Here is a 23,518-nt window from a genome sequence, read left to right as displayed (position 1 = left end):
CTGAGGCGGATGGAACGTTCATTTTTCACTGTCACAGACAGTCGCTTGCATGCAAGAACTCATTCAGCAGATCACAACCATCCTCAGAGGGATGTGGAAGTACCGGCGCTTGGGCGTCGCGGTCGCCTGGCTTGTGGCCGCTGGTGCTGCTACAACGGTGCTTCTCATGCCGGATCGATTCGAGGCTTCAGCTCGCGTTTACGTTGACACGCAATCGATACTGAGGCCCTTGATGTCCGGCCTGGCCGCTCAGCCCAACATCGAGCAACAGGTCAATATGCTCAGCCGCACGCTCATCAGTCGGCCCACCGTTGAAAAGCTGATCCGCATGGCCGATCTCGACCTCGGCGCCAAATCCAAAGCGGAGCAGGACAAGCTGATCACGCAAGTGACCGATTCGCTGTCCATCAGATCGACGGGTCGCGACAACCTGTACACGCTGGCATACCAAGGGGAGAGCCCCGAGAAAGCTTTGCGCGTTGTCCAGTCTTTGATGACGGTGTTTGTGGAGTCGAGCCTTGGCAGCACCAAGTCCGATTCGGACTCGGCTCGGCGCTTCATCGAGGAACAAATCAAGAACTACGAAGCTCGCCTGACCGAGGCTGAGACCCGGCTCAAGGAGTTCCGGTTGCGCAACCTGGATATCCAATCTCAGGGCGGGCTTGACACTGCGGGTCGGCTTGGCGAGGTCACCAACACGCTCAATCAGGCCAAACTGGACCTTCGGGAAGCGGAAAGTGCGCGGGACGTCGCGCGCAGGCAATTGGACGCTGCGAGAGCCGCTCAACGGGCTTCCCCCGCACAAGGTGGTTCATCGTTCGCGACACCCGAACTGGACGCCCGGATCGACCCTCTCAAGCGGAATCTGGATGGCCTGCTTCAGCGATACACCGAGCAGCACCCTGATGTGATCAACACCCGACGCCTGATCAAGGAGTTGGAGGAACAGAAGCGCAAGGAAGTGGAGGAGATGCAAAAGGCCGCCGCCGCCAATCCTGGCCAGCCGGTGCTCGAGACCAATCCAGCGTTGTATGAACTGTCGCGCATTTCCTCGGCAGCCGAGGTCCAGGTGGCCTCTTTGCGTGCTCGGGTCGCAGAGTACGAGTCGCGCGTCAACCGCGCGCGCGAGTCCATGAAAGTGGCGCCTCAGATTGAGGCGGAACAGGCGCAGCTCAACCGTGATTACGAGATCAACCGCAAGAACTACGAAGACCTGGTGGCTCGACGCGAGTCGATCACCATGGGTGGTGAACTCGAAAGCGCATCCAGCCTGGCGGACTTTCGGGTGATTGATCCTCCCCGCGCCAATCCCAAAGCGGTTGCGCCCAACCGTGTGCTGCTGCTTTCGGCGGGCCTGATGGCGGCATTGGCCGCGGGCCTGGGCGTAGCCTTCCTGATGAGCCAGATCAGACCGGTGTTCTTTGATGCGAACTCGTTGCGAGCCGCCACAGAACTGCCTCTGCTCGGCGTGGTTACCTTGGTGAAAAACGATGTGGTCAAGCGGCGTGAGGCGCGCAGCTTGTACCGTTTTCTCGCATCTGTTGTTGTCTTGGTCGTTGTGTTCCTGGTGGGAATGGCCTATCTGGCCTATCAGACAGGCTTTGGAAGGTAGTTCGAATCATGTCCAGTTTGATTGAAAAAGCAGCGCAGCGATTGGAGCAACTCCGTCAGGCAGGCGTTGATATCGCACCTCCAGACGTCGTTGAAGCGTCCGCCCCTTCTGCGGCTGCCGCAACAACTATGGCTGCGCCCACTGCCCCCGTGCAGAAGTCAGTTGGCGAGGTTGAACGCACGTCCAGGGCAGTGCGCCTTGATGTCGAGAGCCTCGCGATCAATGGTTACGTGACGCCCAATGCGCCACGCGCTGCCATTGCCGACCAGTTCCGCGTCATCAAAAGGCCTTTGCTGGCCAATGCAACGGGCAAAGGGGCGGCGCCCGTGGCCAACGGCAATCTGATCATGGTCACCAGTGCGATGCCCGGTGAAGGCAAGAGCTTCACCGCCGTCAACCTGGCGATGAGCATCGCCATGGAGCTGGACTACCGTGTCCTGCTGGTGGATGCCGACGTGTCCCGTCCATCTCTGCGCAAGACCTTGAATCTGCCTGCCGGGCCCGGTCTGTTGGATCTGTTGATCGACAACAAGCTCAAGATGGCCGACGTGCTCTTGAGAACCAATGTGGACAAGCTCAGCTTGCTGTTGAGCGGAACACCACATCCCAGGGCCACGGAGTTACTTGCCAGCGATGCGATGACTGTATTGATCGAGGAGCTGGGCCAGCGATACCCAGACCGCATCATCATTTTTGACTCACCACCTTTGCTTCTCACGACGGAGGCGCGAGTCCTCGCTTCCCACATGGGGCAGATCCTGATGGTGGTTCATGCGGAGAAAACGCTTCGTTCCCAGGTGCTTCATGCATTGACGACGATCGATGCCTGCCCGGTCAAGCTCCTGATGTTGAATCAGGCGCGAGGTGGCGATCAGGATGCGTATGGCTATGGCTATGGCTATGGCTTTGGATATGGTCAGTCGGTCAGCCAGGCCGCCGAATCCAATGCGAGCGTGTCGGTTGCATCATGAACACCAGCGGGCGGGGGGCAGTTTGATGAGGAACAAGCACGCGAGAACATCTCGGAGGCCCAAGCGCACGGCGGCCATGTTGGGTTGCGCGGCGTTCTTGAGCGTGCTCACGGTTGAGTCTTGGGCGCAAACGGTGGACCAAGGTGCCGCAAGGGCAACGGTCTGGATTGAGCCCAGCATATCCGTCGGGGCCACCCTGTCGTCCAACGGCAATGCCTCAAGCAGCAATTCGCGCAGTCAGTTGTCGCTCGAAGTCACCCCGAGCGTGCGCGCGCTTTTGAACACGGCCAGGGTGAAGGGCTTTGTCGACTATTCCTTGAGCGCTCTGTACTACCTGCAGGGTAATTCCAGCAACCGTCTCAGCAACAGACTCAATGCGAATGGGACGCTTGAGGTTTGGGATCAGCGTGCCTTTGTGGATGTGTCCGGAATGGTATCGGATCAGGCGGTTTCGGCTTTTGGTCCTCAGTCGGTCACTAGTCTGTCAGACACGAACCGGTCCGAGACGTCCAGTTTCCGAGTCTCTCCCTACATTCGCGGAAGCATTGGCGGAGCCGTCGATTACCAGGCACGCTACGCCCTGCAGACCCTCAATACCGACACATCGAGTCGATCGGACTCGACATCTCAAGTGCTGTCGGGGCGTCTGGGAAGCCGACCTGTGGGTCAGTTGCTGGGCTGGTATCTTGACGCCTCTGCGCAGGAGACCGACTACACGGTTGGCCGTGACACGAGCTCCGACATCGCGCGGGCAGGGGTGATCATTTCAGTGTCTCCACAATTGAATGTGACATTAAGCGCGGGTGTTGAAACCAACGACGTAATCACCCTGCAGCGAGAGTCTTACAACATCACGGGCGCGGGCTTCGAATGGCGACCTTCTCTGCGGACGAGTTTGTCGGTGTCGGCAGAAAACCGGTACTTCGGCACCGGGTACAACGTCGCGTTCGAGCACCGCACGGGGCGAACCGTCTGGCGATACGTCGCTTCTCGATCTGCATCTGACAGTCCCACCCAGTCGGGATCCTTTTCCCGCGGCTCCGTCTATGACCTGCTGGACGCGCTGCTGGATCCCAGGGTGACAGACCCGATAGAGCGCGACCGCATCATTCGCACAAGGCTGTTTGAACTGGGCCTGCCTGACGATGCCCAAGTCTTTCAGGACTTCCTGAGTTCTTCCGCAACCTTGAACCGGACCCAGCAACTGTCGGTTGCTTTGAGCGGCATTCGAAGTGTGGTCACATTCAACGTCACGCGTGGGAGTACAAGTCGCCTCAATTCCCTCTCTACCTTGGGGGATGATTTCGATTCCAACGACAACATCGATCAGCAATCCTGGGGTGTGAACTATGCACACCGGGTCACTCCTCTGACTTCGTTCAATGCCGCCTATCTGGATCAGGAGAGCGTCGGCAGCTCGGGTGCCAGCAGCAAGCGTCAGTCCGTCTCGCTGGGGCTCAGCACCCGCCTGGCCCCTCGGACCAACGGCATTGTTCAACTGCGGTTCGGGCGATTCAACAACACCGCTGGTTCCTACAGCGACACTGCAATCTCCGGTCGTATCAACCACCGGTTCTGACCCATGTACGAAGCTTTCTACGGGCTGAGCAACAAGCCGTTCCAACTCAACCCCGACCCCCGTTTTTATTACAGCAGCAAGCCCCACCGGCGTGCGCGCTCCTACCTTGTCTACGGTGTCATGCGCGGTGAAGGCTTCATCGTCATCACCGGTGAAGTCGGCGCAGGCAAGACCACCATCGTCCGCGACCTGCTCGACAGCCTGGAAAACGGATCGGTGGTGGCAGCGCATCTGGTGAGCACGCAGCTGGGTGCTGAAGACGCGCTCAAGCTGGTGTGCGCGGCGTTTGGTGTGGCGGTGCGCGGCACCGGCAAGGCCGACATGCTGATGGCGCTCGAAGCTTTCTTCATCACCCAGACGACACAAGGCAAACGCTGCTTGCTGATCGTGGATGAAGCGCAGAACCTGCAGCCTTTGGCGGTGGAAGAGTTGCGCATGCTCTCCAACTTCCAGTTTGGCGATCAGGCATTGCTCCAAACCTTCCTGGTGGGTCAACCCGAGTTTCGGGACATCCTGCAGGGCCCGAGCATGCTGCAGCTTCGGCAACGCGTCACAGCGCGCTGCCATCTGGGGCCACTGGACGAGGAAGACACCCGCGCCTATGTGGAGCACCGTCTCAAGTGCGCAGGTGCCACCGACAAGCCCACCTTCGACCCGGCTGTGTTTGCGGCGCTCTTCCAGCACTCCGGGGGCATACCGCGTCGCATCAATACCTTGTGTGATCGGTTGCTGCTGTTGGGTTACCTGTCTGAAATGACGCACCTCACGCTGGACGCACTCAACGAAGTGGTCGCTGAAATGCAGGTGGAGAACGCCGGAGCACCTTCGCGCGTGGCTGAAGACCAAGAGCGCTGGGCGCACCTGCCCAACGCGGGTTTGAGCGCGGCCCCGACCTGGATGGCCGACGACATGGATCTGACCGAGCTGGGGCTGGATCCCACGCTGGTGGACGGCATGAGCGACCAGCTCACCCGTGTGTCGGCCGAGCAGCTCAGCACCCGCTTGCTTCGGATGGAACGCAGCGTGTTGCGACAGGAGCGCATCAGTCTCGAAATCTTGAGTTCGCTCAAGAAGATCGTTGCTGCTGCCCGCAAGCCACGCGCCAATGGCCCGTCCACGGACTTGCCCAAGTAGCACCATGCTGGCCCGCTCGCCCATCACCAACGCCTTGACGATCGACGTCGAAGACTATTTCCAGGTCTCTGCGTTCGCACCTCACATCGATCGCGCCGATTGGGACAATCGTGAATGCCGCGTCGAGCACAACATCGACCGCATCCTGAAACTGCTGGACAACGAACAGACCAAGGCAACTTTTTTCACGTTGGGGTGGGTAGCCGAGCGTTACCCGCAGATGGTGCGCCGCATCGTGAGCGAAGGCCACGAGCTCGCCAGTCACGGGTATGGCCACCAACGCGCCTCCGATCTGACGGAAGCAGAGTTCTTCCAGGACGTGTCGCACGCCAAGGCGCTGCTTGAGGACATCGGCGGGCAACGGGTGCAGGGGTACCGTGCGCCGAGTTTCTCCATCGGCACGGGCAACCTTTGGGCGCTCGACGTCTTGCTGCGCGCCGGCCACCGATACAGCTCCAGCATTTATCCCGTCAAGCACGACCACTACGGCATGCCCGACGCCCCTCGTTTCGCGCACCAGATCCGAGAAGGATTGATGGAGGTGCCGCCCACCACCTTGCGCTTGTTCAATCGCAATCTGCCATCCAGTGGCGGCGGCTATTTCCGTTTGCTGCCCTATGCGTTGTCACGCTGGATGCTGCAACAGGTCAACCAGCGCGATGCAGAGTCGGCGATCTTTTACTTTCATCCTTGGGAGATCGACCCCGATCAGCCCCGCGTGCCCGGCATTGGTCTGAAGACGCGCTTTCGCCACTACGTGAACATCGGTCGAACCGAGCAACGTCTGGCGCGCCTGCTCAAGGATTTCCGCTGGGGCCGCATGGACGATATTTTCCTGAAAGACCGGGCGTCAGATCGCTTGACAGGGGTGCCCGTTGTCTGACCGCGGCGCCCTGCAGATTCAGCGCCTGGACAGCACCCACCACGACCAGGTCGCCCAATGGGAGGCCTTCGTTGCGCAATGTCCCAATGCCACGTTCTTCCACCGAGCGGGGTGGCAAACCGTCATTCGTGATGTGTTCAGGCATCCCACGTATTTCCTCTTTGCCGAGCAAGATGGCGAGATCCAAGGTGTTCTGCCCCTGGCCCATGTGAAGAGCCGGCTTTTTGGCAATGCGCTCACCGGGTTGCCCTTTGCCGTGTACGGCGGCGTGGCCACCGAATCGGAGGCTGTCGCGGCCGCACTCGAATCCGAAGCACAGCGCCTGGCGATCGAACTGGGCACCGATCATCTGGAGCTTCGCCACATTGACCGCCGCCACACCGACTGGCCGGTGCAGGAGCTCTACGTCACCTTCCGCAAGGCCATCCTGCCCAAGGAAGAAGACAACATGCTCGCCATTCCACGCAAGCAACGCGCCATGGTGCGCAAGGGCATCAAGAACGGCCTGACGTCCCAGGTGGACACCAATGTCGATCGCTTCTTTGCCCTGTACGCCGACAACGTGCACCGCCACGGCACACCCGCTTTTCCCAAACGTTACTTTCAGACCTTGATGCAGACGTTTGGCAATGACTGCGAAGTGCTGACCGTGTGTTCGGCTGAAGGTCGGCCGCTCTCCAGCGTGCTGAGCTTTTACTTTCGCGACGAAGTGTTGCCGTACTACGCTGGCGACGACGAGGCGGCGCGCGACCTGGCGGCCAACGACTTCAAGTATTGGGAGCTCATGCGCATGGCGTGCGCACGTGGGCTCAAGTCGTTTGACTACGGCCGCAGCAAAGAGGGCACCGGGCCCTATGCGTTCAAGCGCAATTGGGGCTTTGAGCCCACGCCGCTGAATTATGAATACCGGCTCTACAAGCGCGAGAGCATCCCTCAGAACAATCCGGCCAACGCCAAGTACAAGCTGTTGATCGCCACATGGCGCCGCATGCCTTTGGGCCTCGCCAACTGGCTGGGCCCCTTCATTGTTCGCAACCTCGGCTGAGCAGGCATCCATGGCCAACCTGCTGTACCTTGTCCACCGCTTGCCATACCCTCCCAACAAGGGCGACAAGGTGCGCTCGTACCACCTGTTGCGCCACCTGCTGCAGCGCCATCGGGTGTTTCTCGGCACCTTCATGGACGACCCGGACGACGAGCAACACCTTTCGACGCTGAAGGCCCTGTGCCCGGATCTGCACGTGGAGCGCATCGTGCCGCGCAGTGCCAAGCTGAAAAGCCTGACCGGCCTGCTCACGGGTGAAGCTTTGACGCTGGCCTACTACCGCAACGCAGGCATGCAGCGGTGGGTGCAGGAGATGGCCAGCCAACACCGACTGCAGGCCAGCGTTGTGTTTTCTTCGGCCATGGCGCAGTACGCGCAGCCCTTGCTGCCACAGGTGCCCATGCTGGTGGACTTTGTGGATGTGGACTCGGCCAAATGGACGCAATACGCGCCGGCGCACCGCTGGCCGCTGTCGATGCTCTATCGACGCGAAGGCCAGAGGCTGCTGACCTATGAGCGCGTGGTGGCGGCTCAATCTCGTCGTTCCTATTTCGTCACACCGAACGAAACCGCGTTGTTCGTCTCCCAGGCCCCGGAATGCCGCGACAAGGTGCAGTCCTTGAGCAACGGCGTGGATGCCGACTTCTTCTCGCCCGATCCGCAGCGACCCAGCCCATTTCCAGCGGGCGAGCAGGCCGTGGTATTCACCGGTGCGATGGACTACTGGCCCAACATCGATGGGGTGAGTTGGTTCGTGGCCGACATGCTCCCGCGCTTGCGTGTCCATTGGCCACGCGCGCGGTTTTACATCGTCGGGCGCAGCCCGTCGGCGCTGGTGCAGTCCCTGGCCGGTGAACACGTGGTGGTCACCGGCACGGTGCCCGACGTGCGGCCCTACCTGCAGCACGCTGCGGCCGTGGTCGCGCCCTTGCGCGTGGCGCGAGGCATTCAAAACAAGATTCTCGAAGCCATGGCCATGGAGCAAGCTGTGATCACGGTCAACAGCTGCGCCGATGCCATTGGTGCGACGGCGGAGCAGGGCCTGCTGCGCGCCGAAACCCCCGAGGAGTTCGTGCAGGCCTTGCTGCCATTGCTGGACACCCCCGGTCACGCGGCCGAGCTGGGCGTGCGTGCCCGCACCTATGTAGAACAAGGTTTCAGTTGGCACGCCCATCTCAGCGGCATCGACCAATGCCTCGGCGGCTTGCCAGAAACCGACGCCCTGACCCCTGCGGAGGCCGCCGTTCATGTCTGAAGCCACACGCATTCCTGCCCATTGGCGCCTTCCTCTGGCTTCGCTGTTGCTGCTGCTGCTGGCGATCCTGGCGCTGTACTCGCAAACGCTCCTGGGCATGGTCTCCATCTGGTCGCGCTCCGACACCTACGCACACGGATTTGTTGTGCCCGTCATCTCCTTGTGGCTGATCTGGCGCATTCGCCATTCGTTGGCGGTGTTGCAGCCACGCCCCAGTTGGCTGGCCTGGCTGATGCTCCTGGGCGCGGCGGGCCTGTGGCTGGCCGGTGATCTGGTCGCTGTGAACGCCGCAACCCAACTGGCACTGGTGATGTTGCTGGTGTTGGCAGTGCCGGCAGTCCTGGGTTGGCAACTGGCCTGGGCCATGGCTTTTCCGCTGGGCTTCTTGTTTTTTGCCGTGCCCATTGGCGACTTCATGCTGCCCCAGTTCATGGAGTGGACCGCCGATTTCACCGTCCTGGCACTGCGTCTGAGCGGCATACCTGTCTACCGCGAAGGCCTGCAGTTCATCATTCCGTCGGGCTCATGGTCGGTGGTGGAGGCATGCAGCGGCATCCGATACATGATCGCCTCCGTCACAGTGGGCTGCCTGTTTGCCTACCTGAGCTACCAGAGCCTGACCAAACGCCTGATCTTCGTCGGCGTGGCCATCCTGGTGCCCCTGGTGGCCAACTGGCTGCGCGCCTACATGATCGTGATGCTGGGTCACCTCTCGGGCAATGAGCTCGCCACGGGCGTGGACCATCTGATCTACGGTTGGGTGTTCTTTGGCATGGTGATTCTGGCCATGCTGTTTGTGGGGGCCCGTTGGGCCGACGCGCCTGAGCCCAGCGCCAAGCCTCTGGGTGCAGCCGACATGGCCCGGCTGGTTGCCACCCAGCCGCGCTGGTCGACCGCCATCGCTGCGATGGCAGCACTGGTGATCGTCGCTTCTCCCCACGCGCTGGAGCGCCTGCTTGCGTTGGGCGTCAACACCAGCCCAGTGGTTCTGAACGCACCCGCGGCGCAGACGCCCTGGCAAGACGCCGCCGCTCCTTCCAGCGACTGGGTGCCTGCGTTCCAGTTTCCGGTTGCTACCAGCCACAGCGGCTACAGGGGCCCGCAAGGCCAGGCCGTGGGACTGCATCTGAGCTACTACCGCCTGCAAGACTACGAACGCAAGCTGGTCAGTTCGTTGAACATGCTTGTGACCAGCCAGGACGATCGTTGGGCTCAAGTGTCGGGCGGAAGCGCCGACACCGAGCTGGCGGGTCAGCCCCTCAAGGTGGCTGCGGCAACACTGCGACAGAAAACGTCGGTGCTGTCCGGCAATGCGGCTCGACTGCGAGCGTGGCGCTTGTATTGGGTGAATGGCCGCTTTACGGCCAGTGACGTGCAGGCGAAGCTGCAGGGCGCCCTGTCACGTTTGATGGGGCGGGGCGATGACGGCGCCATCGTCGTGTTCTACACCCCGCTCGATGGCAATCTGCCCGAGAGTGAGGCCCGTGCAGCCTCAGACAAGGCTCTGCAGGACTTCGTCCGAATTCACGGTGCCAGCCTTGAGGCTGCGCTGAAGCAAACGCGCGAAGCCCCTTGAGATCATGGAACACGCCCGTTCTTCAACTGCTCGTCCATCAGAGCGCCGGCACCGCCACGTGGCTGATCACGTAGCGGTATTTGCCGGATTTCTCCGGTGGAATTTCGTCGACCAGACGGACATTCACGGCGACTTCAGCGCCCAGGCGGGCTTTGGCACCGCTTTCGATGATGGGCACCAGTGCCCGGTCGAAGCGCTCGTCAGTGACCAGCAGAATGTGGGTCAGATCCAGGCTCTCCTGCACGATCTTGAATTGCTTGACACCCGCCAGATCGCGCACGATGTAGATCAGGGACAGGCCATGCATCACGGTGCCGTTGCGCGCCACCAGGAAATCGGTGCTTCGCCCTTGCAGTTCCTTCAGCAAGGGCAGCGTGCGACCACAGGCGCAAGATTCCGTGCCCAGTGCGCCAATGTCCCCCGTCCGGTACCGAATGAACGGGAAATGGCGCGTGGCAAGGTGAGTCACCACGATCTCGCCACTCTCACCGTCGGGCAGCACGTTGCCTTGCGGATCCACGATTTCCACGATCACGTCTTCGTGGGTCAGATGCATTCCGCCTGACGGACATTCGTGTGCAATGAAGCCAGCATCCCTTCCCCCATATCCGTTGGCCACCGGGCAGTTGAATACCCGCTGGATCAACTCGCGCTGGTGGTCGTACAGGCGCTCCGACGTCACGAAGGCCACCTTGATGCCCAGATCGCCCATCGGGATGTTGTGTGCCTCTGCGTGCCGCGCAATGTGGGCGAAGGCAGACGGGTACCCGAACAACATGGCCGGTCGCGTGGTGCGAATCTTCTCGATGAAACCTGCCACCTTTTCTGGCGACATCTCGAACGCTGGCAGCAACTGCGTCCGCATGAGCGCGTCGCGCCAGTACCGTGCCCGGTCCTGCGAAGTCAACTCGATCGGAGAGCCCCACAACACGATTTCGGGGTCACCAATGTCCACATCCCACCAGCGGGTGGCACGCCATTTGGCCGCCACGTCGTGGCTCACGCGCTCCTTGCCGATGAAGAATACCAATGGCTCCCCGCTGGATCCCCCCGTGTTGAAGCGCGCCAGATCGCTCGCGCCCTCTGATTTCAGGGCTTCGGTATGAGCACGAATCTCGGTCTTGGTCAGAAAAGGCAGGCGCTGCAGATCGTGACAGCTGGTGACCGCTTGCGGATCAAAGCCCAACCTGCCGAACAGGTCGCGGTAGTAGGGGACGTGCTGTCCGGCGTGCACGAGCAGACTCTTCAAGCGAGCCACCCTCAGTTCCTCCAGCCTGTCTCTGGGCCAGTACTGACTGGCTTCCATGTCCCGCTTCACACGCACCGTGGTGTGTTTTTTCAGGCGCTCCTGCAGGGGAAAGATCAGGTCGGAAATGAGGCGTGTGTGAAGAGTCATGTGCAAATGGTAGACCGGTCGTTGCAGGCTTTGCGATTGGGGTCGTTGTTTTTTGTGGCTCGGCCCGGTTTCAACAGGAGCTGGACATGAGCGAATCTGCCCGTCTTTGCCAATACAGCCACGGAACCCTTGACGTCTGACCATGCGCGTTCTTCATGTCCTTGACCATTCCATTCCGCTGCACAGCGGGTACACGTTTCGCACGGCGGCCCTGTTGCGTGAACAGCGAGCGCGGGGCTGGCAGACCTTTCATCTGACCTCGCCCAAGCATGGCGCCGCCGAGCAGCTTGAAGAAAGCGTCGACGGACTGCACTTCTTTCGCACGCCGCACGCTCAGCCCTCCGTGAAGCTTCCTCTGGTGGGCGAACTCCAGCTGATGAGCGCGCTGGCGCGCCGGTTGCAGACCGTCGTGGACCAAGTGCGCCCAGACATCATTCATGCCCACTCGCCGGTGCTCAATGCCTTGCCCGCCCTCAAGGTGGGTCGGCGCAACGGCATTCCCGTGGTGTACGAGATCCGTGCCTTCTGGGAAGACGCCGCCGTCGACCACGGCAGCACCCGCGAGGGCAGCCTGCGCTACCGGGCTACGCGGGCGCTGGAAAGCCATGCCATTCGCCAGGCTGGACATGTGTTCACCATTTGCGAAGGACTGCGCAGCGACATCGTCGCCCGGGGCGTGCCGTCCGCCAAGGTGACGGTGATTCTCAATGCGGTCGATGTACAAGGTTTCCAGTTGGCCCAGGCCCCCGAACCTGCGCTGCAGGCGCGCTGGGGTCTGAAGGGACGCACGGTGGTGGGCTTCATCGGCTCGTTCTATGCCTACGAAGGGCTCGATCTTCTGGTGGCGGCACTTCCTCTGCTGCTGAAATCCCGGCCGGACATCTTTCTGCTGCTGGTGGGCGGTGGACCGCAAGACGCGGCCCTCAAGGCGCAGGTTCAGGCGCTGGGTCTGGGCGATCACGTGGCGTTCACTGGCCGGGTGCCGCATGCCGAGGTCAATCGGTACTACGACCTGATCGATGTGCTCGCGTACCCGCGCCACTCCATGCGCCTGACCGAACTCGTGACGCCACTCAAACCGCTGGAAGCCATGGCCCAGGGGCACCTGTTTGTGGCCTCCGATGTGGGCGGCCACAAAGAACTCATCCGCCATGGTGAAACCGGCTGGCTGTTCAAGGCCGACGACGTCGGTGCACTGGCAGATGCCATCCTGGACATGCTCCAGAATCGCGCCCGATGGCCCGAGCTGCGCGCCAATGGCCGCCAGTTCGTGGAATCCGTGCGCAACTGGCGCAACAGCGTCGCCAACTACGAAGCGCCTTACAAGGCATTGCTCTCCAAGGGAACCCAATGAAAGTCATGGTTGTATTCGGCACCCGCCCAGAAGCCATCAAGATGGCACCGCTGGTGAAAGGTCTGCAGGCTCGGGCAGGTGAGATTGAAACGGTGGTCTGCGTCACGGCGCAGCACCGCGAGATGCTCGACCAGGTCCTCAAGCTGTTCGACATCGTGCCCGAGCACGACCTGAACATCATGAAGCCCGGTCAGGATCTCTTTGACATCACCAGCAACATCCTGCTTGGCCTCAAGGGCGTGTTGCAGCAGGAGAAGCCCGACCTCGTGCTCGTGCATGGCGACACCACCACCACGCTGGCCACCAGCCTCGCCGCTTACTACGCCCGCGTGCCGGTGGGGCATGTTGAAGCCGGCCTGCGCACCGGCAACAAGCACTCGCCCTTTCCGGAGGAGATGAACCGCAAGCTCACCGGGTCGATTGCCGACGTCCACTTTGCACCCACCGCGGCCTCGCGCGACAACCTGCTGCGTGAAGGCATCTCCGCTGACGCCATCCACGTCACCGGCAACACCGTGATCGACGCCTTGTTGGCCGTGGTGGACAAACTGCGCAATGACACGGCGCTGAAAGCCGAGCTGGCGCAACGCTTCGCTTTTCTGAATCCGCAGCGCCGCCTCATCCTGGTGACCGGTCACCGGCGCGAGAACTTCGGCGAGGGCTTCCAGCACATCTGCGAAGCTCTTGCCGACATAGCGGCCGAGCACGACGACGTTGAGATCCTCTACCCGGTGCATCTGAACCCCAACGTGCGCCAACCGGTGAAAGACATTCTGGCCGCACGCGGATTGGCCAACGTCCACCTCATTGAGCCGGTGGACTATTTGCCGTTCCTCTACCTGATGGACCGCTCGTACATCATCGTCACCGACTCGGGCGGCATTCAGGAAGAAGCACCGTCATTGGGCAAGCCCGTGTTGGTGATGCGGGACACCACCGAGCGACCCGAAGCGGTGGAAGCCGGCACGGTGAAACTCGTCGGCACATCACGCGAGAAGATCGTGGCCGAGGCGCGCCGCTTGTTGGTGGATGCCGATGCCTATGCCACCATGTCACGCGCGCACAACCCCTATGGTGATGGCAAGGCGGTGCAGCGGATCGTGCAGACCGTCTGCGGCTTGCCAGCCCTGAGCCCCTGAGCGGACCACTGCTCCAGGCCCATGCTGTTCACGTCCGCTCTTTTCGCCTGGGTGTACCTGCCCATCGTGTTGGCCGGATTTTTCGTCATCGGGAAATGGTCGGAGCGCGGCGCGGCGCTGTGGCTTTTCCTCGCCTCGTTGGTGTTCTATGCAGCGTGGATGCCCGAGTTCACGCTGTTGCTGTTGGTCTCGATCACATTCAACTATGTGGTTGGGCAGCGCATCGGCGCGCTGCGATCAAAAGCCTGGCTCACCGTCGGTGTGACCATCAACCTGCTGCTGCTGGCCTACTTCAAGTACGCGGGCTTTCTGCTGTCGAACATCAATGCGCTGGCGGGCACCGAGTGGAGCCTGGGTCAGATCGTGCTGCCCATCGGCATCTCGTTCTTCACCTTCACCCAGATCGCCTTTCTGGTGGATTCGTACGCCAAGGGTGTGCGTGAGCCGAGCTTTGTGCACTACGGCCTGTTCGTGACGTACTTTCCGCACCTCGTGGCCGGTCCGGTGCTCCACCACGCGCAGATGATGCCGCAGTTCGCGCGCACCGAAACTTACCGCTTCAACTTCAACAACCTGGGTATCGGGCTGGGCATCTTCGCGCTTGGCCTGTTCAAGAAGGTGGTGCTTGCCGATGGTGTGAGTCCATACGCCGATGCCGTGTTCGATGGAGCAGAGCAGGGCAGCGTACCCACCATGGAGGAGGCCTGGCTGGGGGCTCTGGCCTACACATTGCAGCTGTACTTCGACTTTTCGGGCTATTCCGACATGGCTGTGGGTCTGTCCTGGATGCTCAACATCCGCCTGCCGTTCAACTTCAATTCGCCGTACCTGGCCACCAACATCAGCGAGTTCTGGCGGCGCTGGCACATGTCCCTCTCCGCTTTCCTTCGCGACTATCTCTACATCGCCCTGGGCGGCAACCGTCGCGGAGACGTGCGCCGGTACGCCAACCTGCTGACCACGATGATCCTGGGCGGGCTCTGGCACGGTGCGAGCTGGTCTTTTGTGCTGTGGGGCACGCTGCACGGCCTCTATCTCGTGATCCAGCAGGTGGGGGCCAGGCTGCGCGGCACCAGCGCCTCCCCTCGCGCTCAGCCGTCGGTTGCCGGCTCCCTGACCTTGAAGGTGTTGTCGTGGGCGCTCACCATGTTGTGCGTGGTGTTTGCCTGGGTGCTGTTCCGGTCACCGTCGCTGGAGGGCGCCACCGCCATCTATGCTTCCATGCTCAGTCTGGTGCACACCGAGTTCGGCACAGTGCTCTGGAATGCCGGGCTGCATGCGGCCACAGGTTGGTGGATTTGCGCCTTTCTGACGCTGGTGGCACTCTGGCCCAGGAACAGCAATGATCTGGGTATCAGCCTGCGCGCCCTGGTGCTGGGCCGTGAGGCACGGGTGGCATTTGTTGCGGGAGCCAGCGTTACCCTTATTGCGTTGTTGATCCTCCTGAACAACAGCCGTGGCGTGGCTGGTGCTTTCATTTACTTCAACTTCTGACGTGATCCAGCGCGTACTGTTTCTGCTGTTCGGTGCCATGGCCGCAGTCTTCGCGGCCGAGTTGATCCTGCGCGTGCTGCCCGTGTCCACCGCCACGAACACCGACTATCACCTCACGCCCAACATCCTCAACTACCCACCCAACCACGAATGGACCATGGCCACGGGATGGGATCTGCGCAATGTGCAGCACCTGCGCAGCAACAACATGGGGTTCGCGGCCGAGCACGACTTCGTGGCGGGCAGCGACGCCGTGGGGTTGATCGGCGACAGCTATGTCGAAGCCTCCATGCTGCCGATGGCGGATCGGCCCGCAGCCCAGCTGGAGCGAGCTTTGGGCGGGCGGCGGGTCTATGCCATGGGTGGGCCCGGTTCTTCGCTGCTGGACTATGCCGAGCGCATCGAGTGGGCGCATCGGGCACTGGGGCTCAACACATTCGTGGTCTTGATGGAGCATACGGACGCCAGTCAGGCCTTGTGCAATTCGGCCAACGTGCACGCCCGCTGCCTGTCGCCCGACACCCTGGAGCCAACCGTCAGCAGGCGACCAGCGTCCAGCTGGTTCAAAAACGTGCTTCGTGAATCGGCCCTGGCCCAATATCTCAACAGCCAGCTCAAGTTCAACACGGCGCGGATGAACTCGCCCGATTTCTGGCGGTCGGGCACGCCCCCCGAGTCGGGAAAGCCCGGTCCGGCGCCGGTTCAGACGGCCCTGGAGCCCCTCGCAGTGGAGCAAAAGAGGATTGTTGATGCGGCAGTGGATGCATTTTTTGAGAAATTCGACACCCTGGAGGGCGTTCGCGTGGTGTTTGTCATCGACATGAACCGGAGAAACCTCGATTCAGGCGTGCGCCTGCCTGACGAGAGCTACCATCTGGCCCAGCGCTTGCGCGCACGCGGCCAAAGCGTGGTGCAGGGAGAGCCCATTTACCGTGAGCATCAGCGCCAGTCGCCCTTGCGCCTGGACGTCGGGCCGTATGACCAACACTTCAACAGCATCGGCGTGGCGCTGCTCATGGAAGCCGCGGCGACCGCCCTGAAACAGAATTCAAACAACGCGAAAGAGAACTGAAATGGCAAGAGAACTGCAAAAGATCGTCGTCATGGGCCTGGGCTACATTGGTCTGCCCACCGCCTCCATGCTGGCCACCAAAGGGCACCAGGTGCTGGGTGTGGACGTCAATGCCAAAGCGGTGGACACCATCAACTCGGGCCGCATTCACATTGTCGAGCCCGACCTGGACATCCTCGTTCGCTCCGCTGTCAACAGCGGCAACCTGCGCGCATCGCTGACGCCCGAAGAAGGCGACACCTTCATCCTGGCCGTACCCACGCCGTTCAAGGAGGAGGGCGGCAACCCCAAGGCGCCCGACCTGAGCTATGTGGAGGCTGCCACGCGGGCCATCGTGCCCTACCTGCGCGAAGACAACCTGGTGATTCTTGAGTCCACTTCGCCGGTGGGCACCACCGAGGTGATCGAAAAGATCATTGCCACCGAGCGGCCCGAGCTGGCGGGCAAGGTGCACACGGCGCATTGCCCTGAGCGTGTGCTGCCGGGCCACATCCTGCGTGAGTTGGTGGACAACGACCGCATCATCGGTGGTACCACCAAGGCCGCCATTGCCAAGGCGAGGACGCTTTACAAGACCTTCTGCAACGGCGCGATCCTGGAAACGGACAGCCGCACAGCCGAGTTGTCCAAGCTGGTCGAAAACTCGTTCCGCGACGTGAACATCGCGTTTGCCAACGAACTCTCCATCATTTGCGACCGCCTGGGCATCAACGTGTGGGAAACCATCGCCCTGGCCAACCGCCATCCCCGCGTCAACATCCTGCAGCCAGGTCCTGGCGTGGGCGGGCACTGCATCGCGGTGGACCCGTGGTTCATCGTGTCCAGCGCACCTGAAGAGGCGCGCCTGATCCGCACGGCGCGGGAGGTCAACGACTCCAAGCCGCATTGGGTGATTGAAAAAGTGCGTGCCAAGGCACAGCGTTTCAAGGATCCTGTCATTGGCGCCCTGGGCCTCACCTTCAAGGCCAACATCGACGACATGCGCGAGTCGCCGTCCATGGACATCGTCGAGCACCTGCTCAAGTCGGGCATCGGCAAGGTCATGGCCTGCGACCCGAACGTGGCCAAGGACAAGGTCTCGTTCCCTCTGTACGACTTGAAGGAAGTGCTCAAGGAAGCCGACATCCTGCTGCTGCTGGTTGACCACTCCGAGTTCACTGCGATCGATCCACAGGTCATCAAGGACAAGGTCGTGATCGACACCAAGGGTGTGCTGCGGTGATTTTGCGAGGGAGGCCTCATGATTGAATCCAGTTTGTTTGCTTTTGATCTGGTGCTTGTGTCTTACTGCTGCTGGATTGCATTTCGAGCAGGCAAGAAGCCGGAGGTCAAGGTTTCCGATCTTGGTTTTTTCGCATTCAAAGAAACCAAAAAGGACATCGACAAATGAGAGATCTGTTCATGTTCGGCGTAATGCTGAGCGTGTTACCCATGGCGTTCCGAAGTCCATTTGTCGCCTTCTTGCTTTGGGTTTTTGCAACGGTGTTCTCTCCGCAGTTGTATCTCTACGGGTTCATGCAGGGCTTTCGCTATGTTTTTGTCTTTGCAGGCCTCGCTTTACTGTTGTTTTGGATATATAAGGGTAAGAAGCGCGAGCCCAGCAGTTTCAAGTTGGAAGGTACTTCAGTGTTGCTGGCGCTATTCGTGCTCCATGCGCTTTTGTCATCTGCATTTGCCATGCAACCGAACAACTTGGTGTGGTTTCGCGTCGATGTCTTTCTCAAGGGAATGGTGCTCGCTTTTGCAGCACCATTTTTTCTTACCTCGCGTTGGCGAATTCATTTGACGTTGATTGTGTTGGCTGCTGGCTTGGGATTTCACGGAGTGCTGGATGGCTTGAAGGTAGTTGCCTCGGGGGGAGGGCACAACATCTATGGGATCCCCAACTCATCACTTGCTGACAACAACTTGTACGCCTTGGCCATGGTGATGTTGTTACCTATATTTTTGTATCTGGCTAAATACAGTGCCAATCGCTACGCGAAATGGGTTGCATCCATCGCTTTTGCATTGTGTGTGCTGACCATTTTAGGGTCTAACTCTCGAGGAGGATTTTTGGCCTTGGCGATTTTAGGTGTTTGGTATTGGATTACCAGCTCCAGAAAGATGCTGGCGCTCGTCTTTGTCTCCGTCGTCGCTTTAGGGGTGATGCAGTTTGCTCCCGAACGATGGTTTGAGCGTATCGAAACAATCAAGGTTGCGTCGGAGGACCAGTCTTTCCTTGGTAGGGTCGCCGCTTGGAAGGTTAGTGTGAACATTGGCAATGACAATCCCTTGCTCGGAGGGGGGTTTCATGCGGTGCAAATGCAGTGGATCTGGAATCGATACAAAGACACCCCGAATTTTATCGATTACAACATCCCATCGATGAAGGCCAAGGCGGCACACAGCAACTACTTTCAGGTACTCGGTGATCTGGGCTACATCGGACTGATCTTGTTCCTGTCCTTGCTCGCCTCCGCCTTCGTCAACCGCTGGAAAATCCAGGCGGTGGCTGCCAAATCCAAGACCGACACAGCCTGGGCAACCGATCTCGCCACTGCCATCAACCTCTCACTCGTCGCCTTCATGGCAGGCGGAGCGGGCGTGAGTTTGGCCTACTTCGAGTTGGTCTACCTGTTCATCATGATGCTGCCGGCCATCCACCGCATCCTGGTTCTTGAGAGCGCGAAGAAGAAGGAGCTGGTGTCGGCGCCGCAGGGGGGCGTGGTCCATGTTTAAGCTGTTCTCCAGCGGAAAACTGACCACGCTCGTCTTTCACAAGATTCCGCAGACGCACCACCCGCTGTGCCCCGCAGAACTGGATCTGGCTGATTTCACCGCCGTGCTGCAGGCGACCATGCGCAGGTTTCGAATCTTGCCGCTGGATGAAGCATTGGTTTCTCTGCGTGCCGGCAACCTTCCCCCCAACGCGGCCTGCATCACGTTCGACGACGGCTATCCGGACTGGCTGGACGGCGTGGTGCCTGTGCTGGAGCGTCTGGGTGTTCATGCCACGTTCTTCGTCACCTCTGGCCAGTACGCGGGCCTGCCCATGTGGAACGAGCGGATCCTGCATGCCGTAGCGCAAGCGCCTGTGGGCACTCCGGCACTGGAATGGCCGGGTGTGGACTTGCTGCCTTCAAAGTTTGACGAGCCGATCGAGCGGCAGAACACCATTCGCCGGCTGGATGATTTCCTGAAATACCAGGAGCCTGCGGAGAAAGAGAGGCTCCTGACGGCTTTGGAAGAGCACACCGGGTTCGAGCGAACACGCGTTCCCGTGATGGACGTGGCCGACCTGAGAGAACTGCACTCGAGGGGTTTTGGCATTGGGGGACACTCGGTCACCCATCCGATCCTGAGCCGTTGCACGCCCAACCAGGCCTACGAAGAGATTGCCGGCGCGCGCGAGCAGATCGAATCCATCATTCGCGGCAAGGTCACAGCCTTTGCCTATCCCAATGGCGCACCTGGCAAAGACTTTGGTCCGGAGCACATCGAGATGGTGCGCCGCGCAGGCTACCGCTATGCGCTCACCACCCTGCGTGGCGTGGCGTCTGCAGACACGTCCTTGCTCCAGATCCCCCGCTTCACACCCTGGGGACCCACCGCTGGGCGCATGAACCTTCAGTTCATGCGCAACATGATGCAGCGCTCCCCCATGCTGGCCGAGAGCGCCGCCAATGAAAAGCGGGCGCTCATGGTGGCCTTTCATTTCCCGCCTCAGGCGGGCAGCAGCGGTATTCTGAGGACCCTCAATTTCGTGAAGTACCTGCCCCAGCAGGGCTGGGCCACGTCGGTTCTTGCGGCCACCCCTCGGGCTTTCGAGGAGCAGCGAAACGATCTCGTGCCCTCCATACCAGCACAGACCACTGTGGTGCGCGCCACGGCGCTGGACGCCGCGCGACACCTGTCCATCAAGGGCAAGTACCCCAGGCTGTTTGCATTGCCCGACCGTTGGTCGACATGGTGGCTTCCTGCTGTGTGGATGGGCATGAGGGAGATCAGGCGTGCGCGCCCGTGGCTGATCTGGAGCACCTACCCCATCTCCACCGCGCATCTCATCGGTGGCACCTTGTCGCGCCTCAGCGGCATACCCTGGGTGGCCGATTTTCGCGACCCCATGGTGAACCGCGACTACCCCTTCGACAAAACACAGCGCCGCCTCTGGCAGTGGCTGGAGGCCAGTGTCTTGCGCCATGCATCGGCCTGCGTGTTCACCACCGCGAGCGCTGCGCAGGAGTACCAGCGGCGCTACCCCGACCATGCCGCCAAATGCCAGGTGATCGAGAACGGGTACGACGAAGAGGCCTTTGAGCAGGTGGTGCCTTCGCGTGAGGGCGTTGCTGACGGAACGCTCCTTTTGTTGCACAGCGGTCTCATCTATCCCAAGGACAGGGACCCTTCCACCTTTTTTGCCGCGGTGCGGATGCTGATCGACGAAGGGCAGATCGACCCGGAACGCCTGTGTATCCGCTTTCGTGCGCCGCACCACGGTGAAGAAGTGATGGCCTGTGCCGACCTCCACGGCCTGACCGACTGCGTTGAGGTGGGGCCACCCATTCCTTATCACCGCGCGATCGAAGAAATGATGGGCTCGGATCTGCTCCTCGTTTTTCAGGGCAGCAACTTCAATACCCAGATACCAGCCAAGATCTACGAATACCTGCGGTCTGAGCGACCGATTTTGGCCGTGGTCGACCCCGAAGGCGGAACCGCTGGCCAGTTGCGCAAATTCCATGGTGTGCACATTGCGGACATCCATTCAAAGGACTCCATTCGCGAATCGCTGCTGCTGTCCATGCACACCAACTCCAGCCAGGAAAATGAAAGTGCCTTGGCGCTCAACCGGCATTTGGTGCAGGCCTATTCACGAAGCTCGCAGACCGGCAGCCTGGGTCGGTTGTTTGATCGCGTCGCGCGCGTTGCACCGTGAATCACGATGCCAGCACCACCCGCTTGACACCCGTGCACCCAGAGATGTTGGCGCACTGGTCGAGCGCCAACGGTTGCTGGTGCACGCATGACCATTGGGCCTATTGGTTTGACTACCAGACCAGGGCGCTGCGCAAGGTCTTCCGCATTCCACCCAGGTCCAACAGCTGGCAAGGCAGGATCAAGGACTGGATGGCGCGCAGCTGGCTTAAGCGCACGCTGCGGCCTGGCCCCGGCATCCAGGCGTTGGTGGAGCTGCCCGCACGAGATGTCCTCGTCATATACGACCGCATCTACTGGTTCTCACCCGAGCTTCACGGCTCGTGTGCGGAGGTGCTGTCATCCGACGTCGAACCGCCGATGGCCGCCCCCTTGCGCGGCGGTATTGCAGTGCACCCCACAAGCCAGTGCGTCTACTTTGGTGAGTACCTCAATGGGCACGAGCGCGACATCCGGGTCTGCCGGGTGGACGCCCGGGCCCGCAAAGTGCAAGCCTGCTGGTCGTTCGCACGCAGCGAAATCAAACACATACATGCCATTCACTACGACCGCTTCCGCAACCGCCTGTGGATCTGCACCGGCGATCAGGATCATGAGTCGTCCTTCTATTACACAGACGACGAATTTGCCTCCGTACACCGCTTTGCTGGGGGCGACCAAAGTTGGCGCGCCATCGCCCTGCTGTTTGATGAAACCGGCATGGAGTGGGGCATGGACGCCGGCAAGGACGCACCGGCGGACGCCATCAACCTTATCTACCGTTACGACTTTGCAGAAGCCCGACGCACCGTGCTGGCCACCATCGGCAACCCGGCGTACGCCGCCTGTGAATTCACCGATGGCACCGCCATGATCCAGACAACGTTCGAGCCCGGACGGCTTCAAGACACCCGTGAAGAGGCGGCCCTGTGGTTTCGGGGGCACGACCGCCAATGGCGCCAATGCCTTGGCCTGCCTTATGCGCCCAAACCTCGCGCGGGCGTCAGTCGATACGGTTCAATCTTGCTGCCCCAAGGAATGAGTCCTGCGGGGCTCATATTGCTCACACCGGTGAATAGTCGCCGTTGGTACTACACCATGCTCGCAATGAACGTAGGAGAAGGTGAGGATTCTCCAAATTACCGCATCATTGATGTAGCGTAAGGCAACATTCACGGTGCGATAACAAATGCCTTGAGGATATTAATGCTTGTCATTTGAACAAATGTCTGCTGAACGAAAAATACTTTAATCCTCCCGGAAGAATCAGACTTTTGAGGTGATGTTTAACTGCTTTCGACCTAAGTCCATTCGAAAGCGCCTTTGACGCGAGATCATGTTCTGCCTTTGCCAGCCGGGCCAGAACGGATTGGCGAGCAATTGAGGGCAAATTTAGCTTGAGTACTTCACGGAGCACTGCGGCAGGCGCTTCTGAATATGCAGTCGACTTGGACAGCGAGCCAGGCGTGTCATGGATGACGTAGCATGGCTCCTCCACCACGCAGAATGAACCGGTGGAAAGAATTTTGTATGCTAAATACGTCCACTCATGGTGAGGGGGAACATTTTTGAAGACCTCGGGGCCCAAAAGGTCACTTCGAAACACGGCTCCACAAGAAGTCATCCAGTTGTTAACCGAAAGTTCATGATAGGGATTGCTTAACGCGCTAGTTAAATTGTGCGCGCTGGTTGTGCGATGGCCTCCGCTATCTCGGAATCCACTTGAAGCAACCATGACGCAGGAAGGATTGTCCTCAAGCTTTGTCAACCTGTAGCGAATGGAGTTGGGTAAATATTCATCATCATCGTCTAGAAATGAAAAAAATGGTGAAGTTACGGCAAGACGCCCTTGGTAAATGGCATTGGTTAGGGATGGGGTGGCAAGCTTCATCACACAGAGATCATGGCGAGATTGGAGATGACTCACCAATTCTGGATCAAAGCGCTGCCCGTTGACGGCCACCATAATTTCTACGCCAGCTTCTTGTTGATCTACTACACTCGCTATTGCTCTGAGTAATGATTCAGATCGCTTGGTGTCGGCCAGTGTTGGGATAATGACTGTCAGCTGGGATTGATGCATGATATCAAGTATGACTTTTAACAGCTTTG

The 23,518-nt window shown here is 60.2% G+C and carries 19 protein-coding genes; 17 read left to right on the top strand and 2 right to left on the bottom strand.

What is annotated here, in order from left to right:
• Positions 1-49 precede the first annotated feature (49 nt).
• From ASE11_RS18150 to xrtA, 8 genes are all read left to right on the top strand, one after another.
• Positions 50-1,612, top strand: coding sequence for an XrtA system polysaccharide chain length determinant (locus tag ASE11_RS18150; RefSeq protein ID WP_056274910.1), 1,563 nt, complete (start codon positions 50-52; stop codon positions 1,610-1,612).
• Between the two features lie 8 nt (positions 1,613-1,620).
• The gene (locus ASE11_RS18145; RefSeq protein ID WP_056274908.1) at positions 1,621-2,583 is read left to right on the top strand and encodes an XrtA-associated tyrosine autokinase; all 963 of its coding nucleotides are present in this window, start codon (positions 1,621-1,623) and stop codon (positions 2,581-2,583) included.
• 103 nt (positions 2,584-2,686) lie between these two features.
• The gene (locus ASE11_RS18140; protein ID WP_235501357.1) at positions 2,687-4,162 is read left to right on the top strand and encodes a TIGR03016 family PEP-CTERM system-associated outer membrane protein; all 1,476 of its coding nucleotides are present in this window, start codon (positions 2,687-2,689) and stop codon (positions 4,160-4,162) included.
• A 3-nt stretch (positions 4,163-4,165) separates the two neighbouring features.
• Positions 4,166-5,296: an XrtA/PEP-CTERM system-associated ATPase gene (locus tag ASE11_RS18135; protein ID WP_056274904.1), complete on the top strand. Its 1,131-nt coding sequence runs from the start codon at positions 4,166-4,168 to the stop codon at positions 5,294-5,296.
• A gap of 4 nt (positions 5,297-5,300) precedes the next feature.
• Positions 5,301-6,179: an XrtA system polysaccharide deacetylase gene (locus ASE11_RS18130; protein ID WP_056274902.1), complete on the top strand. Its 879-nt coding sequence runs from the start codon at positions 5,301-5,303 to the stop codon at positions 6,177-6,179.
• Entirely contained in the window at positions 6,172-7,224 is a 1,053-nt protein-coding gene (locus ASE11_RS18125; RefSeq protein WP_082585839.1) for a FemAB family XrtA/PEP-CTERM system-associated protein, read from the top strand. The genes ASE11_RS18130 and ASE11_RS18125 overlap by 8 nt, the downstream gene beginning before the upstream one ends.
• Before the next feature lie 10 nt (positions 7,225-7,234).
• Positions 7,235-8,479: a TIGR03087 family PEP-CTERM/XrtA system glycosyltransferase gene (locus tag ASE11_RS18120; protein WP_056274900.1), complete on the top strand. Its 1,245-nt coding sequence runs from the start codon at positions 7,235-7,237 to the stop codon at positions 8,477-8,479.
• Positions 8,472-10,055 carry an exosortase A gene (gene xrtA, locus ASE11_RS18115; protein ID WP_056274899.1) on the top strand — a complete coding sequence of 528 codons (1,584 nt, stop codon included), beginning with the start codon at positions 8,472-8,474 and terminating at the stop codon, positions 10,053-10,055. Before ASE11_RS18120 ends, xrtA begins: the two co-directional genes overlap by 8 nt.
• A gap of 37 nt (positions 10,056-10,092) precedes the next feature.
• Here xrtA and ASE11_RS18110 read toward each other — a convergent pair whose 3' ends face one another.
• A complete protein-coding gene (locus tag ASE11_RS18110; protein ID WP_056274896.1) occupies positions 10,093-11,451 on the bottom strand; it encodes a phenylacetate--CoA ligase family protein in 1,359 nt (452 codons plus the stop codon).
• 142 nt (positions 11,452-11,593) lie between these two features.
• Between ASE11_RS18110 and ASE11_RS18105 the strand changes: the two genes are divergently transcribed.
• Genes ASE11_RS18105 through ASE11_RS18070 form a run of 9 tightly spaced genes read left to right on the top strand, consistent with a single transcriptional unit; the run spans position 11,594 to position 22,570 of the window.
• Entirely contained in the window at positions 11,594-12,805 is a 1,212-nt protein-coding gene (locus ASE11_RS18105) for a TIGR04063 family PEP-CTERM/XrtA system glycosyltransferase (protein WP_056274894.1), read from the top strand.
• Complete coding sequence (gene wecB / locus ASE11_RS18100) at positions 12,802-13,944, top strand: non-hydrolyzing UDP-N-acetylglucosamine 2-epimerase (protein WP_200959381.1); 1,143 nt, start codon at positions 12,802-12,804, stop codon at positions 13,942-13,944. The genes ASE11_RS18105 and wecB overlap by 4 nt, the downstream gene beginning before the upstream one ends.
• A gap of 21 nt (positions 13,945-13,965) precedes the next feature.
• Positions 13,966-15,438: an MBOAT family O-acyltransferase gene (locus ASE11_RS18095; RefSeq protein WP_056274891.1), complete on the top strand. Its 1,473-nt coding sequence runs from the start codon at positions 13,966-13,968 to the stop codon at positions 15,436-15,438.
• 1 nt (position 15,439) lies between these two features.
• The gene (locus ASE11_RS18090) at positions 15,440-16,510 is read left to right on the top strand and encodes a hypothetical protein (protein WP_056274889.1); all 1,071 of its coding nucleotides are present in this window, start codon (positions 15,440-15,442) and stop codon (positions 16,508-16,510) included.
• A 1-nt stretch (position 16,511) separates the two neighbouring features.
• The gene (gene wecC / locus ASE11_RS18085; protein WP_056274886.1) at positions 16,512-17,732 is read left to right on the top strand and encodes a UDP-N-acetyl-D-mannosamine dehydrogenase; all 1,221 of its coding nucleotides are present in this window, start codon (positions 16,512-16,514) and stop codon (positions 17,730-17,732) included.
• A gap of 18 nt (positions 17,733-17,750) precedes the next feature.
• Entirely contained in the window at positions 17,751-17,900 is a 150-nt protein-coding gene (locus tag ASE11_RS25970; protein WP_156406409.1) for a hypothetical protein, read from the top strand.
• The gene (locus ASE11_RS18080; protein ID WP_056274884.1) at positions 17,897-19,231 is read left to right on the top strand and encodes a putative O-glycosylation ligase, exosortase A system-associated; all 1,335 of its coding nucleotides are present in this window, start codon (positions 17,897-17,899) and stop codon (positions 19,229-19,231) included. Before ASE11_RS25970 ends, ASE11_RS18080 begins: the two co-directional genes overlap by 4 nt.
• Positions 19,224-21,428, top strand: coding sequence for a polysaccharide deacetylase family protein (locus ASE11_RS18075; RefSeq protein ID WP_056274882.1), 2,205 nt, complete (start codon positions 19,224-19,226; stop codon positions 21,426-21,428). Before ASE11_RS18080 ends, ASE11_RS18075 begins: the two co-directional genes overlap by 8 nt.
• Positions 21,425-22,570 carry a hypothetical protein gene (locus ASE11_RS18070; protein WP_162258065.1) on the top strand — a complete coding sequence of 382 codons (1,146 nt, stop codon included), beginning with the start codon at positions 21,425-21,427 and terminating at the stop codon, positions 22,568-22,570. The genes ASE11_RS18075 and ASE11_RS18070 overlap by 4 nt, the downstream gene beginning before the upstream one ends.
• A 49-nt stretch (positions 22,571-22,619) precedes the next feature.
• Here the strand turns inward: ASE11_RS18070 and ASE11_RS25485 are convergent, their stop codons facing one another.
• Positions 22,620-23,489, bottom strand: a complete 870-nt coding sequence (locus tag ASE11_RS25485; protein ID WP_082585838.1) for a glycosyltransferase family 2 protein — start codon at positions 23,487-23,489, stop codon at positions 22,620-22,622.
• Between the last annotated feature and the right edge of the window lie 29 nt (positions 23,490-23,518).

Origin of the sequence: Hydrogenophaga sp. Root209, from assembly GCF_001428625.1 — a bacterium.
In the GTDB taxonomy this organism is placed as follows: Bacteria; Pseudomonadota; Gammaproteobacteria; order Burkholderiales; family Burkholderiaceae_C; genus Hydrogenophaga.
This window is presented reverse-complemented; position numbering and strand designations above follow the sequence as displayed.